We start from the raw sequence: 14,413 nt of genomic DNA on the forward strand, positions 1-14,413 counted from the left end.
TGTTGAAGCCGTACCCGTTCACCGCCGTCGTCGGGATGCCGGACCTGCGCCTGGCGCTGATCCTGTCCTCGATCTCGCCCGCCGTGGGCGGGGTGCTGGTGCGGGGTGAGAAGGGCACCGCGAAGTCGACCATGGTCCGCGCGCTGGCGGGCCTGCTGCCCGGCGTGGACGTCGTCGACGGCTGCCGCTTTTCGTGCGATCCGGCGGCTCCCGACCCGGTTTGCCCGGACGGCCCCCACACCGGCGCGAGCGGCCACCGGCGGCCCGCGCGGCTGGTCGAGCTGCCCGTCGGCGCGGCCGAGGACCGCGTCGTCGGCTCGCTGAACCTGGAACGTGCGCTCGCCGAGGGCGTCACGGACTACCAGCCCGGCCTGCTCGCCGCCGCGCACCGCGGGCTGCTGTACGTCGACGAGGTCAACCTGCTGCACGACCACCTCGTCGACACCCTGCTCGACGCCGCCGCGATGGGCCGCGCGACCGTCGAGCGCGAGGGCGTCTCCGTGTCGCACGCGGCGCGGTTCGTGCTGATCGGCACCATGAACCCCGAGGAAGGCGAGCTGCGCCCGCAGCTGCTGGACCGGTTCGGCCTGACCGTCGAGGTCGCCTCCAGCCGCGATCCCGAGCAGCGCGTCGAGGTCGTCCGCCGTCGCCTGGCCTACGAAGCCGATCCCGACGCCTTCGCCGCCGGGTATGCCGACGAAGACACCCGCCTCGCCGAGGAGATCGAGTCGGCGCAACGGCTTCTGCCCGCGGTCAAGCTGCCCGACGACGCGCTGCGGCAGATCGCCGAGATCTGCGCGTCCTTCGAGGTCGACGGCATGCGCGCGGACATCGTCACCGCGCGCGCCGCGGTCGCGCACGCGGCCTGGGCCGGGCGCGACGAGGTGACCACCGAGGACGTCCGCGTCGCCGCGCGGCTCGCGTTGCCGCACCGGCGCCGCCGCAACCCGTTCGATGCACCGGGGATCTCGGAAGAGCAGCTGGAGCAGGCCCTTCAGGACGCCCAGCCGCCGGAGCCGGGCCCCGAGGACGACGGCCCGGGCAGCGGTGCGACGCCGGAGGACGCGCCGCAAGACGTTCCGCCGGAAGTCCCGCGGGGAGACGCGCCGCAGGGCCAGTCCCAGCAGCAGGGCGGGCAGCAGAAGACCGTCGGCGCCGGCGAGACGTTCAAGGCCCGCGTGTTCCGCGTCAAGGGGATGGGTGAGGGCGAGCGGGGCCGCCGGTCACGTGCGATCACCGACAGCGGACGAACCATCGGCGTCCAGCCCCCGAGCGTCCGGGACGGGCGGCCGCACCTGGTCGCGACCGTCAAAGCCGCGGCGCCGCACCAGAAAGCCCGCGGCCGCGAGGGCGCCGGGCTGAAGATGCGGCGCCAGGACCTGCGGTTCGCGCTGCGCGAAGGCCGTGAGGGCAATCTCGTGCTGTTCTGCGTCGACGCGTCGGGCTCGATGGGCGCGAAGGCCCGCATGCGCGAGGTCAAGTCCGCGGTGCTGTCGCTGCTGCTCGACGCCTACCAGCGCCGCGACAAGGTCGGGCTCGTCACTTTTCGCGGTGACAGCGCGGAACTCGCGCTGCCGCCGACGATCAGCGTCGACGCGGCCGCGTCCCGCCTCGAAGGCCTGCCGACCGGTGGCCGGACGCCGCTGGCCGAAGGCCTCCTGGAAGCCGCGCGAGTCCTGCGCGTCGAAGAGATCCGCGATCCGCGACGTCGTCCGCTGCTGGTCGTCGTCACCGACGGCCGCGCCACCAGCGGCGCGAACGCCGTCGCGCGCGCCCAGGCCGCGGCCGGGCTGCTCACCGGCGTCACGACCGTGGTGATGGACTGCGAGAGCGGCCGGATGCGGCTCGGTCTCGCCGCGGATCTGGCCGGACGCCTCGGCGGCGAGCACGTGCCGCTGTCCGACGTCGCCGCGGAGTCGCTCGCCGACGCCGTCCGCGCGCGCACCGCGGGAAGGGCCGCCTGATGCCGCAGGGGAAACCGGAAGTCGTCCCGAAGGACGGGCTGACCACGCGCCAGCGCCGCAACCGGCCGCTGCTCGCCGTGCACACCGGCGAGATGAAGGGCAAGTCGACCGCGGCCTTCGGGATGGCGCTGCGCGCCTGGAACCAGGGCTGGTCGATCGGGGTGTTCCAGTTCGTCAAGTCGGCGAAGTGGCGCGTCGGCGAGGAAGCCGCGTTCCGCGCGCTGGGCAAGCTGCACGACGACACCGGCGAGGGCGGGCCCGTCGAGTGGCACAAGATGGGCGAAGGCTGGAGCTGGGCGCGCAAGTCCGGCACCGATGAGGACCACGCGTCGAACGCCCGTGAGGGCTGGGCGGAGATCAAGCGACGGCTCGCCGCCGAGACGCACGACTTCTACGTCCTCGACGAGTTCTCCTACCTGCTCAAGTGGGGCTGGCTCGAAGTCGACAACGTCGTGTCCGCTTTGGTCGACCGGCCGGGACACCAGCACGTCGTCATCACCGGCCGGTACGCGCCGCCGGAACTGCTCGAAGCCGCCGACCTCGTCGCCGAGATGACCAAGGTCAAGCACCCGATGGACGCCGGCCAGAAGGGCCAGCGGGGGATCGAGTGGTAGCGCGCGTGGTCATCGCCGCGCCCGGCTCCGGGCACGGCAAGACGACCATCGCCGCCGGGCTGATGGCGGCCCTGCGCACGGCCGGGCACCGGGTGTCGGGGCACAAGATCGGCCCGGACTTCATCGACCCGAGTTACCACGCGCTGGCGACCGGCCGGCCGGCCCGCAACCTCGACCCGTTCCTGCAGGGTGAGGACACGCTGATCCCGTTGCTGCGCCACGGTTCTCGCGATGCGGACATCGCCGTGATCGAGGGCGTGATGGGCCTGTTCGACGGCGCGTTGGGCACCGAGGGTTACGCCTCGACCGCGCACGTCGCCCGGCTGCTGGACGCGCCGGTGGTCCTGGTGGTCGACGCGTCGGCGGCCTCGCGCAGCGTCGCGGCGACGGTGCTCGGGTTCGCTTCCTACGACACGCGGGTGCGGCTCGCCGGCGTCATCCTGAACAAGCTGGGCTCACAACGGCACCTCGACGAGATCGCGTCCGCGCTGGAAGCGACCGGCGTTCCGCTGCTGGGTGCGTTGTACCGCAACGAAGAGATCCACGCGCCGAGCCGGCACCTCGGCCTGGTGCCCGCCGCGGAGCGGTCCGCGGAAGCCGAGCGCGTGCTGCCTTCGCTCGCCGCGTGGGTCACCGACGGCGTCGACCTGGAGGCGATCGTCCGGATCGCTTCGGGGGCGTCCCGGCTTTCGGCTCCGATGTGGACACCGTCCGGTGTGGACGGTCCACGTGCGACGATCGCGGCGGCGGGCGGCCCGGCGTTCACCTTCCGCTACACCGAGAACATCGAGCTGCTCGCGGCGTGCGGGATCGACGTCGTGGACGTCGATCCGTTGCGGGACAAGACGTTGCCCGACGGGTGCGCCGGGTTGTACTTCGGCGGCGGGTTCCCCGAGGTGCACGCGGCCGAGCTGTCGGCGAACACGGCGTTGCGCGCCGAAGTGGCGAAGGCGGTCGACCGCGGGATGCCGGTCAGCGCGGAATGCGCCGGGCTGCTGTACCTGTGCCAGTCGCTGGACGGCGTGCCGATGGTCGGCGCGGTGCCGGCGGACGCCAAGATGACCGCGCGGGGCAAGCTCGGCTACCGGCGCGCGGTCGCCGTCGAGGACAACGTGCTGGCCGCGGCCGGTCAGCGCGTCACCGGGCACGAGTTCCACCGCACGGAGGTCACGCCCTCGTACGGCGCGTCGGCGGCCTGGGGCTGGGACCGGCAGCTGGACGGCTTCGCGTCGCCGACGCTGCACGCGTCCTACCTGCACGTCCACTGGGCCGGGTATCCCGAGCTGGCGCAGCGGTTCGCCGGCCGCATCCGGGCCTTCGCCCATGGGTGAGTACGACCTGCACCACCACGGCGACCGCGAAGTCGGGCCGGGGCTGATGGACCTCGCGGTGAACGTCCGGTTGCCGCGACCACCGGCGTGGCTGCGGGCCGAGCTGGTGTCCGCTTTGGACACTCTCGCGGCTTATCCTTCCGCCGTTGAGGCAACTGCTGCCGTCGCGGCGCGGCACGGCCGTTCTCCTGCGGAAGTGCTGGTCACGGCCGGCGCCGCGGAGGCGTTCACGCTCCTGGCGTCGGCCCTGCGGCCGCGGCGTGCGGTGGTCGTGCACCCGCAGTTCACCGAGCCGGAGGCCGCGCTGCGAGCGGCGGGTCACGGGGTTTCGCGCGTGATCCTGTCCGAAGTGGACGGATTCGTGCTCGATCCGGCCGCGGTGCCCGGCGACGCGGATCTGGTGTTCGTCGGCAACCCGACGAATCCGACGTCGGTCCTGCACCCGGCCGCGTCTCTGCGTGCGTTGGCCCGGCCCGGGCGGCTGCTGGTCGTCGACGAGGCCTTCCTGGACGCGGTTCCGGGGGAGGCCGAGAGCTTGGCCGAGGGTGTTCCGGGCGTGGTGGTGCTGCGCAGCCTGACGAAGACGTGGGGTCTGGCCGGGTTGCGGGCCGGGTACGTGCTCGCCGAGCCGGACGTGATCGAGCGGCTGCGTGCGGTCCAGGTGCCGTGGTCGGTGTCCACTTTGGCCGGTGTGGCGACGGTGGCGTGCTGCCGTCCGTCCGCTGTGGAGGAAGCCGAAAAGCTTGCGGTGGCGGCAGAATCGGACCGCGAGTACCTGGTGTCGGGCCTGACCGCGGCGGGCGTTCGCGTGCTCGGCGAGCCGCGTGGCCCGTTCGTGCTGATCCGCGTCCCCGGCGGCGCCGACGTCCGCCTGCGGCTGCGCGAAGCGGGCTACGCGGTCCGCCGCGGTGACACGTTCCCCGGGCTGGGGCCGGATCATCTGCGCCTGGCGGTGCGGGATCGTGGCACGACGGACGCGTTCCTGACGGCTGTTCGCCGATGTGCTTGAACGCCGCCGCGCCGGACCAGGAACCGCACCTCGTGGCCCTGGTCGTCGCGGAAGATCGTGTCCCCGGAGCGCGAAGTTCGGCAGGTAGCCGCCGGCGCCGGCGGGGTCGTCGAGCCCGCGGTTCGCCGAGCAGCAGCACGGCGAACCGGACGAGGCCGGGGCGGTGGGCATGGAAGAGGTCCGCCAGGTCCACGGCGGTGTCGGTGCTCAGGGCGTCCGCCTTGGCGTTCACCTGGTACACACCGGGCGGAGGCCTCAGGTTGACAGCGCGAGCAACGCGGCCGCGACCCCGGCTTCGACACCCGCGCCGAGGACGTCGCCGGTGACGCCGCCGAGCCGGGTGGTGCAGCGCCGGAGCAGTGCCGCGGCGACGGCGTAGGCCAGCAGGACGGCCAGCGGTCCGCGCCACCACGGCAAGCCGGGAAGGAACGCGGTGCCGGCGGCCGCTGCTGCGGCCAAGGCTGCCGCCGCCGACCGCGGCACCGAGCCCGCGACCGTCGCGCCCAAGCCCTCCGGTCGCGCCGGCGGGACGCCTTTCGCGCAGGACATCGACAGCGTGCAACGGCCGATCACGATCGCGGCGCAGGCGGCGATGCCGTGGTTCGCCGCGATCGCCCCGGCCAGCGCGCCGACCTGGACCAGCAGGACGAAGACCAGCGTCGCGACCCCGGTCGGCCCCGAGTCGCCTCGGCGCATGACGTCGAGGGCCTTGGCGCGGTCGTAGGAGGCGCCGAGGCCGTCGGCGGTGTCGGCGAGCCCGTCCAGGTGCAGGCCACGGCTGCCGAGCGCGACCGCCCCGAGCGCGAGAGCCGCGACGGCGACCGCGGGGAGCGCGTGCCCGGCCCACACGATCAGCCCGGCGGCGGCGGCCAGCGGGACGGCGGCCAGCGGCGCGAGCACCATGGCGCCCCCGGCCACGCGCCGGTCGATGACGCGCGGCGCCGGGACGGGCACGGTGGTCAGCGTCCCGACGGCCATCCGCGCGGCATCACCCCAGCGGCTCACGTCGGCTCGCCCGCGGTTCGGCCGCGGCCCGTGGAGTTGTCCACAGCCGCGTCGGCGCCGGTGGAGTTGTCCACAGATCGCCGAGCGGGGCTTCCGACCGGCCACCCGCCGATAGACTGGACAGGGGACGCCCCCCAGGGAGTGGTGGGGGCTGCGTTCACGCCAAGTCCGCCAGCAGGCCCATGTCCGCGATGATCGCGCGGGCCGCGCGCAGCGTCGGGATCGCCTGCACCGCGCCGCTGCCTTCGCCCAGGCGTAGCCCGAAGTCCAGGATCGGCTCCAAGCCCAGCGCCTTCAGCGCGAAGGCCTGCGACGGTTCCGTCGAGCGGTGCCCGGCCAGCCACCACTGCTCCGCCCCCGGCGCGATGTCCCGCGCCACCAGGGCCGCCGCGCCCGAGAACACGCCGTCCAAGACCACCGGGATGCCGCGGACCGCCGCCTGGACCAGGAAGCCCGCCGTCGCCGCGACGCAGGCGCTGCCCAGGGCCGTCAGCCGCTCGAACGGGTCATCCACCCGGCCCGCGGTCCGCGTCAACGCCGCCGAGACCGCCGCCGTCTTGCGCTCCAGGCCGGCCGCGTCGACGCCGGTTCCGGTGCCGACGACTTCGGACGCCGGCAACCCCAGCGACGCCGCGACCAGCGCCGCGCACATCGCCGTGTTGCCGATGCCCATGTCGCCCGGGATGAGCACGTCCGCTTCGCGCTCTTCGTCCGCGATCGCGCGGCCCGCCTCGAAAGCCGCTCGCGCTTCGCCCGGCTCCAGGGCGTCCTCGACGTCGATCGAGCCCGAGCCGCGGCGGATCTTGTGGGCCGTCACGTCCGCCGGGACGTTCGCACCGTCCCAGTCGACGCCGAGGTCGGCGACCCGGACCCGCGCGCCGACCTGCGCGGCCAGCACGTTCACGCCGCTCTTGCCGGCCAGGAACACCCGCACCATCGCCGCGGTCACCTCGCGCGGGTACGCCGACAGCGCGGACACGCCGTGGTCGCCCGCGAAGACGACGACGCGGACGTCGTCCAGGGGGCGCGGCGGCACGCTGCCGTGCGCCGCGGCCAGCCAGGCGGCGATCTCCTCGAGCCTGCCGAGCGAGCCGAGCGGCTTGACCAGGCCGTCGAGCCGCTCCTGCGCGGCGGCGCGGGCAGTGGCATCAGGCACGGGTACGTCGAACACGAGCGCCTCCGGGGTACGGGTCCTACAGGTCGAGCACCCGCCCCGCGACGACCAGCTGGACCCGGTCGGCGTCGGCGGACACCCGGTTGTTGAGTGCACCCAGCACATCACGGAACAGCCGTCCGGACGACGTTGCGGGCACCACACCGCTGCCGACCTCGTTGCTGACCGCGACCACCGGCACCCGCGCCGCGGCCCACGCGGCCAGGAAGTCCTCGAGCCGGTCGTCGAGCCGGTGCTCCCAGCCTCGCTCCTGCTCCCACGCGCCGACCTCGTCGAGCACCCGCGAGAGCCAGGTGCCGAGGCAGTCGATGAGGAGCGGCTCGGTCGCCTTCCTGAGCGTGCCCGCGAGGTCCGTGGTCTCGACGGTCTTCCAGTTCGACGGCCGCCGCGCCTGGTGCGCGGCCACCCGCGCGGCCCATTCGGGGTCGTCGTCGCTCGGGAGCAGGCCGGGCGCGACGTAGACGAGGTGCGGGTGGCGGGCGACGAGCCGCTCGGCGTGCCGCGACTTCCCCGAGCGGACCCCGCCGAGGACGAGCACCTTTCCTTCGTCGCGTCCGTACCGGCGGAGGGCGCGGGCCAGGTTTTCGAGATACCCGGCTAGCCGGTGCGTCAGCTTGGTCATACCGGGCATTGTGGTGCACGCGCTAACGTGCGCCACGTGCCACTCCGTCTAGGGACAACCGCGGCCGGACTCGTTACCGGATATGTCGCCGACACCCTGTTCGGCGACCCCCGTCGGGGGCATCCGGTAGCGATCTTCGGTACCGCCGCGGCGGCTCTCGAACGCCGCGTGTGGGCCGACTCGAAGCGGCGCGGAGCCGCGTACGCGGGGTTGTGCGCCTTCGTGGCTGTCGGCCTCGGTGCCGCGCTTCAGACTGCAACGCGGCGAAGTCCCTTCGCGCGCTTCGCGGCGACTGCCGTCTGTACGTGGGTGGTGCTCGGCGGACGTGGTCTCGCCGCCGAAGGTACGGAGATGGCGAAGCTGCTCGAAGTGGGCGAAGTCCCTTCGGCGCGTGTTCGGCTTTCGCACCTCTGCGCGCGCGACGCGACGACGCTCGACTCCGCCGAACTGACCCGCGCGGCCACCGAGTCGATCGCCGAGAACACGTCGGACGCCGTGGTCGCGCCGCTGTTCTGGGGCGCTGTCGCCGGGCTGCCGGGCCTGCTCGGCTACCGCGCGCTCAACACACTCGACGCGATGGTCGGCTACCGGTCACCGCGCTACCAGGAGTTCGGCTGGGCCGCGGCCCGCGCCGACGACCTGGTGAACCTGGCCCCGTCCCGCCTCGGAGCCGCGCTGACGGTTGCGTGCGCGCCCCTCGCCGGCGGCCGGGCGCGCGCGGCCTGGCGGATCTGGCGCCGCGACGGCGGGCACCACCCGAGCCCCAACGCGGGCCAGGTGGAGGCGGCGTTCGCGGGCGCGCTGGGCATCCGGCTGGGCGGCACGAACAGCTACGGCGGCGAGGTCGAGAGCCGGGCTCGGCTGGGAGAAGGCCGCGACCCGGAGCCGGTCGATCTGCGGCGGGCGGTGCGGTTGTCCCGGCTGGTGGGTGTGGCCGCGCTGACCGTGGCTGTGGTGGCCGGCGCCGGGATCGGCCGTGGCCGCGCTGGTCGCCGCGCGGCGGCTGTCACGCCCGGGATCGGCGCCGGGATCGGCACCGGGCTCGCGATGGCAGCCCCCACCACTCCCTGGGGGGCGGCCCCTGTCCAGTCTATCGGCCGGCGGTGGGGGCGAAGGCCCGTTCGGCGATCTGTGGACAACTCGGTGGGTGCCGCGCGATCTGTGGACAACTCCGCGGGTGTCACGCGATCCATTGGCAACTCTGCGGATACTGGGCGATAAGTGGACGACTCCGCGACTAGTGCGCGAGCTGCGGACAAAACCGTGGCTACCGCGCGATCTGTGGAAAGGAGCAACTATGAGCGGCCTGCTCGTCGCCGGGACGACGTCCGATGCCGGGAAGAGCCTGGTCACCGCCGGGATCTGCCGGTGGCTCGCCCGGCGCGGGGTGCGCGTCGCACCCTTCAAGGCCCAGAACATGTCCAACAACTCGATGGTCTGCGCCGACGGCGCCGAGATCGGGCGCGCCCAGTGGCTGCAGGCGCGGGCGGCGCGCGCCGAGCCCGAAGCCGCGATGAATCCCGTGCTGCTCAAGCCCGGGAGTGACCGGCGCAGTCACGTCGTCGCGCTCGGGAAGCCGTTCGGGACCCTCGAAGCGGGGGAGTACGCGACCGGCCGCGCCGGGCTCGCCGAGATCGCTTTCGCCGCCTATGAAGACCTCAGCGCGCGCTATGACGTCGTCGTCTGCGAAGGCGCGGGCAGCCCCGCCGAGATCAACCTGCGCGGCGGCGACTACGTCAACCTGGGGCTGGCGCGGCGGTTCGGGCTGCCGGTGCTCGTCGTCGGCGACATCGACCGCGGTGGCGTGCTCGCCGCGATGTTCGGCACCCTCGCGCTGCTCTCGGCCGAGGACCAGGCGCTGGTCGCGGGCTGGGTCGTCAACAAGTTCCGCGGTGACGTCGGGCTGCTGCGCCCGGGCCTGGACAGCATCGAGAAGGTCACCGGCCGGCCGGTGCTGGGCGTGCTGCCCTGGCTCCACCGGGTGTGGATCGACTCGGAGGACGCCCTGGCCGCGGCCGGCTGGCGCCGGGAGGCCCACCGCGGCGGCTTGAGTGTCGCGGTGGTCCGGTTCCCGCGCGCGTCCAACGCCACCGACGTCGACGCCCTCGCCGCCGAACCCGGCGTCACGGTGTCGCTGACCGCCGACCCGGACACGGTCGCGGCGGCGGACGTCGTCGTGCTGCCCGGTTCCCGCGCCACGGTCGACGACCTGGCCTGGCTGCGCGCCCGTGGTCTCGACACGGCGCTGGCGGCCCGCGCCGCGGCCGGGAAGCCGGTCCTCGGCATCTGCGGCGGCTACCAGATGCTCGCGGACTCCATTGTGGACGACGTCGAGTCCGGCGCCGGCGAGGTGCCCGGCCTGGGCCTGCTGCCGGCACGCGTGACGTTCGCCGAGGCGAAGGTGCTCGCCCGCCCGTCGGGCGCGTGGCGCGGCACCCGCGTGGACGCCTACGAGATCCACCACGGCTCGGTGACGGCGTCCGCGCCCCTGGAGTCCTTTCTGGACGGTCACCGCGCCGGCGCGGTCTGGGGCACGCTGTGGCACGGCGCCTTCGAGAACGACGCCTTCCGCCGGGCCTGGCTCACCGAGGCGGCGGCGCAGGCGGGCGTTTCGTGGACGCCGTCCCCGGACGCGCCGGGCTTCGCCGACCTGCGCGAAGACATGCTGGACCGGCTGGCCGACGCCATCGACGAGCACCTGGACACGGCGGCACTGCTGACGCTGCTGGAGCTGGGCGCGCCGGCGGGCCTGCCGTTCGTGCCGCCGGGTGCGCCCTAGCGCTCAGGGCTGCACGAACGCCGTCAGCTTCCCGCCGATCTGCCCGAAGGTGCAGGTGGCGGTGCGGATCCCGCCGACCCAGGACCCTTGGGACGGGAAGTGCACGAGGAACTGGAGGCTGGGCGGCGGGGTGCCCTCGACGAAGTACGCGACCGCCTCGCCTCGGCACGACTCCAGCGCCGAGTCGCGCAGCGCCGCGGCACCCGGGTAGGCGTCCGAGCCCAAGCCCACGTCGACCCGGTCGAAGATCTGCTCGTCGTGTGGCGCATCGCACGAGATGCGGGTGACGTGCTCGCCGTCCGCACCCGCGTCGAAGCAGTCACCGGGCGCCATCACGTGGATGTAGTCCCGGCCGGACGCGGAGTGTGTGAGGAGCTTCGACCCGGCCGTCGCCAGGCCGATGCCCAAGCCCAGCCAGATCACGCTGAGCGTCAGCCCGGCGATCGCGAGCCCACGCCCGGGCCGGCCACTGCGGCCGGTTCGGATGAGCGCGCGGATGCCGAGCCCGACACCGAGCGGAACCAGGCCGAGCAGCCCGCAGACGAGCGACGCGATCGCGAACCCGTCGGTCCCGGAGGGATCGACGAGCCCGCGGACGGTCGTCTGGTCGTGGCTGGACAGCGTGGAGCGTGTTTCGTCGAACAAGGGTCCCCCTCCGGAATCCCCCGACCCGGCGGAGGAAATCCTAGAGGAGCGACGCCTTGTTCTTGATCACGAAATGGCGGCGGCCGGGGCCTTCTTGGTCAGCGACTTCTCCACGAGGGCCCCGAAAGACAGGCCCAGGGCGAGCCAGAGCGTGGCCTGGGTGCCGATCGACGCCGTCCGGAAACGCCAGAGCGTCGACGCCGGGAACGCCGCGGGGATCTCGTCGACCACCGGCATCAGCCACGCCACCAGGGCGACCACCACCAGGTAGCCCGCCGCGGCGAGGAGGAAGCCGTTCAGCGCGCCGAAACGGTCCGCGAGCTTGCGGCCGAACACCGTCGCGAGGATGCCCGCGAGCAGGGAGACGGCGACGAACCCGAAGTACAGCTCGGTGCGCGAGCCGATCGTGCCCGGCTGGCCCACCGCGGGCGGGTTGGCCGGGTACTTGAGGAACGGGATCAGGAACACCACGGCGAACGCGCCACCGGTGAGCAGCAACGCCGTCACCCGCGGTCGGAGGCTGCCGAGGCGGCCCTGGGCGAACGCGAAGGCGAGCGAAAGCAGCCCGCCGATCGCGACGGCGTAGACCAGCACGCCGGCCAGCAGCCCGACGGTGCTCTGGATGTCGCGCGGGACGAGCTCCTCTTCGGGCGCTTCGGCGGCCTGGCCTGCGCCGGCGTCCGCGTCCGTTCCGTGGGCATGGTCGTGGGAAAGGGTCTCTTCGAGCCCGATGGACGTGTCGACCGGCGGCTCACCGAAGGCGTAGGCGAAACCGAACGCGAGCACACCGGCGATCAGGCCCGCGAGCATGCCGCGGACCAGCAGGGACTTCATCATGGGAGTACGTGCCGCCGATCAGTGGCAGGGGAAGGCCAGCAGGTGCCGGCCGTCGTGCACGAACTCGTGGACGTACATGTTCGCGAAGATCGAGGTGGCGCCCTGCTCGGCGCTGACGAAGTACACCGCGATCAGGGCGAGGAGCACCACGAACACCGCCCACGGGACGATCTCACGGATCGGGATCCGGACCGGGAGCGGGACGGCGGGAACTGCCGCTTGCGACATGGTGGGGGCCTCCTCGGGCTTTCGCGGCCTCATCGGGGTTCATACGACGGTCCGGGTCTGGCTTCCCCCTGGCGGGGGTCACAGTGGCGCGACCGCGCGGACTTGCACCGCGTTCCGGATTCCGTCGTCTTGCCGGTTGAGCGTAGGTCCGCACTTCCGGGCCCGTCAATGTGACAATGCGCCGGTGACTCGAATGGTGGCGGCCCTCGACGTGGGCGGTACGACGATCAAGGCGGCGCTGCTCGACGAGCAGCTGCAGCCGAAGGCGACGCTGCGGGCCGAGACGGCGCGCAGCGCGGACGGCACGGCGCTGGCCGAGCAGGTGGCGGAGATCGTCGACATGCTGGCCGGGCAGGCCGGCACAGTGACACCGGCCGCAGTCGGCGTGGTGGTGCCGGGGATCGTCGACGAGGAGACCCGGATCTGCCACTTCTCCGCCAACCTCGACTGGCGCGAGGTCCACTTCGGCGAGCTGCTGGAGGACCGGCTGGGGCTGCCGGTGGCGTTCGGCCACGACGTCACCGCGGGCGGCGTCGCCGAGTTCCGCGTCGGCGCCGGCCAGGGCGCGCGGAACGCGGCGTTCATCCCGGTCGGCACCGGGATCGCGGCCGCGCTGCTGCTCGACGGCCGCATCCACCGCGCGGGCGGACAGGCGGGCGAGGTCGGCCACATCGACGTCGGCCACTCGCTGAAGTGCGGCTGCGGCGCGACCGGCTGTCTGGAGGCGATCTCCTCGGCGGCGGCGATCGCCCGCCGCTACACCGAACGCACCGGCCGCCCCGCCGACGGCGCGCGGGAGGTCGTCGACCTGGCCCGCCACGGCGACGAGGTCGCGGTGGCGGTGGTCCAGGACGCGTTGGACGGCCTCGGCCACGGCATCCGGACGCTGCTGACGTTGCTGGGCCCGGAGGTGATCGTCCTGGGCGGCGGGCTCTTCACGGCGGCGGACTACGTGCTCGAGCCGGTGCGCGACTGGCTGGCGTCGCACCTGACTTTCCAGCGGATGCCGGAGCTGCGGATCGCGAAACTGGGCGACGAGGCCGGGCGGCTGGGGGCGGGGTTGCTGGCCTTGGACCGGCTGGCGGCGCACTGACGGATCTGCTGTGCCTCTTTCGGATCCGCCCCGGCTGTGTCTCTGACGGATCTGCCCGGCTGTGTCAAGTCGCTTGTCCACAGCCGGGCAGTTGTCCACAGATTTGCCGGAACCCGTTTTTGCAGGTCAGGGGCGGTAGACTGGACGTGGGACGCCCCCCAGGGAGTGGTGGGGGCTGGTCTGGTGGTCTGGGGGTGTCCGCACCGGCTGGAAATGGGTGCGACGCCGAACGGAGCGTTGGCCCACCGGCTGGCACCGAGTCACCCCGGACACCTCTTCGCGAGCCCGCTCAAACAGCCGGTCAGGCCGTGACGACCTCGACTCCCGCCGCTACGAAGGCCGCTATCTGTTCCGGGTCCGCTCCCGAGTCCGTGATCAGCTGGTGGACCGCCGTGGTGTCGCAGATGCGGGCGAATGCGTGGCCGCCCAGTTTGCCGCTGTCCGCTATCACCACCACCTGACGCGCTCGGGAGGCCAGCAGGCGGTTGATGCTCGCCTCGCCTTCGTGGTGCGCGTACGCGCCGCGCTCGGGGTCGAACGCGTCCACGCCCAGGAACACCAGGTCCAGGGTGATCTGGTCGAGGAACAGGCTGGCCAGCGGGCCCGTCAGCTCGAACGAGTGCTGGCGGGCCACGCCGCCCGTCACGACGATCTTGATGTTGGGGCGGACCGCCAGCTCGTGGGCGATGTTGAGCGCGTTCGTCACCACCGTCAGCGCCGGCGAGCCGTCGCGCTCGGCCAGCTCCGGGCGCAGCGCCAGCGCGCGGGCGACCTCCGTGCTCGTCGTGCCGCCGTTGAGGCCGAGCACCATGCCGCGCTCGACCAGCCGTGCGGCGGCCGCGCTGATGCGCTGCTTCTCCGGCGCATTGCGCGCGGCCTTGTGCCGCAACGGCAGGTCGTACGCGACGTTGCTCGCCACCGCGCCGCCCCGCGTGCGGGTCAGCAGCTGGCGACCGGCCAGGTGGTCCAGATCCCGCCGGATCGTGGCGGGGGAGACGTCGAGCTCCTCCGCGGAGGCCTCGACGTCGATCTTGTCCCGCTGCCCCACCATGTCCAGCAGTGCGCTGAGCCGTTCGTGCCGGTCCAAGCCCGTCCCTTTCGCCGCTTCGCCA

13 protein-coding genes, 1 pseudogene and 1 riboswitch are annotated in these 14,413 nt (G+C 73.3%); of the genes and pseudogenes, 7 read left to right on the plus strand and 7 right to left on the minus strand.

The window, feature by feature from the left end:
• Window positions 1-2: 2 nt before the first annotated feature.
• The 4 genes from ACLJQZ_RS23850 to cobC are packed head-to-tail and all read left to right on the plus strand — an operon-like array spanning window position 3 to window position 4,918.
• On the plus strand, window positions 3-1,964 hold the full coding sequence (locus tag ACLJQZ_RS23850) for a putative cobaltochelatase (protein ID WP_410622108.1): 1,962 nt from the start codon (window positions 3-5) through the stop codon (window positions 1,962-1,964).
• Window positions 1,964-2,578: a cob(I)yrinic acid a,c-diamide adenosyltransferase gene (gene cobO, locus ACLJQZ_RS23855; protein WP_410622109.1), complete on the plus strand. Its 615-nt coding sequence runs from the start codon at window positions 1,964-1,966 to the stop codon at window positions 2,576-2,578. Before ACLJQZ_RS23850 ends, cobO begins: the two co-directional genes overlap by 1 nt.
• Window positions 2,572-3,909 (plus strand): cobyrinate a,c-diamide synthase, encoded by a 1,338-nt coding sequence (locus tag ACLJQZ_RS23860; RefSeq protein ID WP_410622110.1) that lies wholly within the window; start codon window positions 2,572-2,574, stop codon window positions 3,907-3,909. The genes cobO and ACLJQZ_RS23860 overlap by 7 nt, the downstream gene beginning before the upstream one ends.
• Window positions 3,902-4,918, plus strand: coding sequence for an Rv2231c family pyridoxal phosphate-dependent protein CobC (gene cobC, locus ACLJQZ_RS23865; RefSeq protein ID WP_410622111.1), 1,017 nt, complete (start codon window positions 3,902-3,904; stop codon window positions 4,916-4,918). Before ACLJQZ_RS23860 ends, cobC begins: the two co-directional genes overlap by 8 nt.
• A gap of 255 nt (window positions 4,919-5,173) precedes the next feature.
• Here cobC and ACLJQZ_RS23870 read toward each other — a convergent pair whose 3' ends face one another.
• From ACLJQZ_RS23870 to ACLJQZ_RS23880, 3 genes are all read right to left on the minus strand, one after another.
• Window positions 5,174-5,896 carry an adenosylcobinamide-GDP ribazoletransferase gene (locus ACLJQZ_RS23870; RefSeq protein WP_410622280.1) on the minus strand — a complete coding sequence of 241 codons (723 nt, stop codon included), beginning with the start codon at window positions 5,894-5,896 and terminating at the stop codon, window positions 5,174-5,176.
• 184 nt (window positions 5,897-6,080) lie between these two features.
• Window positions 6,081-7,094 carry a nicotinate-nucleotide--dimethylbenzimidazole phosphoribosyltransferase gene (cobT, locus tag ACLJQZ_RS23875; RefSeq protein ID WP_410622112.1) on the minus strand — a complete coding sequence of 338 codons (1,014 nt, stop codon included), beginning with the start codon at window positions 7,092-7,094 and terminating at the stop codon, window positions 6,081-6,083.
• A gap of 22 nt (window positions 7,095-7,116) precedes the next feature.
• Window positions 7,117-7,719, minus strand: a complete 603-nt coding sequence (locus ACLJQZ_RS23880; RefSeq protein ID WP_247055896.1) for a bifunctional adenosylcobinamide kinase/adenosylcobinamide-phosphate guanylyltransferase — start codon at window positions 7,717-7,719, stop codon at window positions 7,117-7,119.
• 36 nt (window positions 7,720-7,755) lie between these two features.
• Here ACLJQZ_RS23880 and ACLJQZ_RS23885 point away from each other — a divergent pair.
• Both ACLJQZ_RS23885 and ACLJQZ_RS23890 read left to right on the plus strand, forming a co-directional pair.
• Window positions 7,756-8,673 (plus strand): annotated as a pseudogene (locus ACLJQZ_RS23885) (cobalamin biosynthesis protein); the annotation flags it as partial.
• Window positions 8,674-9,016: 343 nt separating this feature from the next.
• Window positions 9,017-10,498 carry a cobyric acid synthase gene (locus ACLJQZ_RS23890; RefSeq protein ID WP_410622113.1) on the plus strand — a complete coding sequence of 494 codons (1,482 nt, stop codon included), beginning with the start codon at window positions 9,017-9,019 and terminating at the stop codon, window positions 10,496-10,498.
• A gap of 3 nt (window positions 10,499-10,501) precedes the next feature.
• Here ACLJQZ_RS23890 and ACLJQZ_RS23895 read toward each other — a convergent pair whose 3' ends face one another.
• The 3 genes from ACLJQZ_RS23895 to ACLJQZ_RS23905 all read right to left on the minus strand — a co-directional run bounded on the left by ACLJQZ_RS23895 (window position 10,502) and on the right by ACLJQZ_RS23905 (window position 12,208).
• Window positions 10,502-11,143, minus strand: a complete 642-nt coding sequence (locus tag ACLJQZ_RS23895) for a septum formation family protein (protein ID WP_410622114.1) — start codon at window positions 11,141-11,143, stop codon at window positions 10,502-10,504.
• A 66-nt stretch (window positions 11,144-11,209) separates the two neighbouring features.
• Complete coding sequence (locus ACLJQZ_RS23900; RefSeq protein ID WP_410622115.1) at window positions 11,210-11,980, minus strand: CbtA family protein; 771 nt, start codon at window positions 11,978-11,980, stop codon at window positions 11,210-11,212.
• 18 nt (window positions 11,981-11,998) lie between these two features.
• The gene (locus tag ACLJQZ_RS23905; protein WP_247055886.1) at window positions 11,999-12,208 is read right to left on the minus strand and encodes a CbtB domain-containing protein; all 210 of its coding nucleotides are present in this window, start codon (window positions 12,206-12,208) and stop codon (window positions 11,999-12,001) included.
• 30 nt (window positions 12,209-12,238) lie between these two features.
• Window positions 12,239-12,390: riboswitch (cobalamin riboswitch) on the minus strand.
• 11 nt (window positions 12,391-12,401) lie between these two features.
• On the opposite strand from ACLJQZ_RS23905, the gene ACLJQZ_RS23910 reads away from it, so the two are divergent.
• Complete coding sequence (locus tag ACLJQZ_RS23910) at window positions 12,402-13,301, plus strand: ROK family protein (protein WP_410622281.1); 900 nt, start codon at window positions 12,402-12,404, stop codon at window positions 13,299-13,301.
• Window positions 13,302-13,602: 301 nt separating this feature from the next.
• Here the strand turns inward: ACLJQZ_RS23910 and ACLJQZ_RS23915 are convergent, their stop codons facing one another.
• Window positions 13,603-14,388, minus strand: coding sequence for a DeoR/GlpR family DNA-binding transcription regulator (locus tag ACLJQZ_RS23915; RefSeq protein ID WP_410622116.1), 786 nt, complete (start codon window positions 14,386-14,388; stop codon window positions 13,603-13,605).
• Between the last annotated feature and the right edge of the window lie 25 nt (window positions 14,389-14,413).

The sequence above is a fragment of the Amycolatopsis sp. cmx-8-4 genome (genome assembly GCF_046548675.1).
Lineage (GTDB): Bacteria > Actinomycetota > Actinomycetes > Mycobacteriales > Pseudonocardiaceae > Amycolatopsis.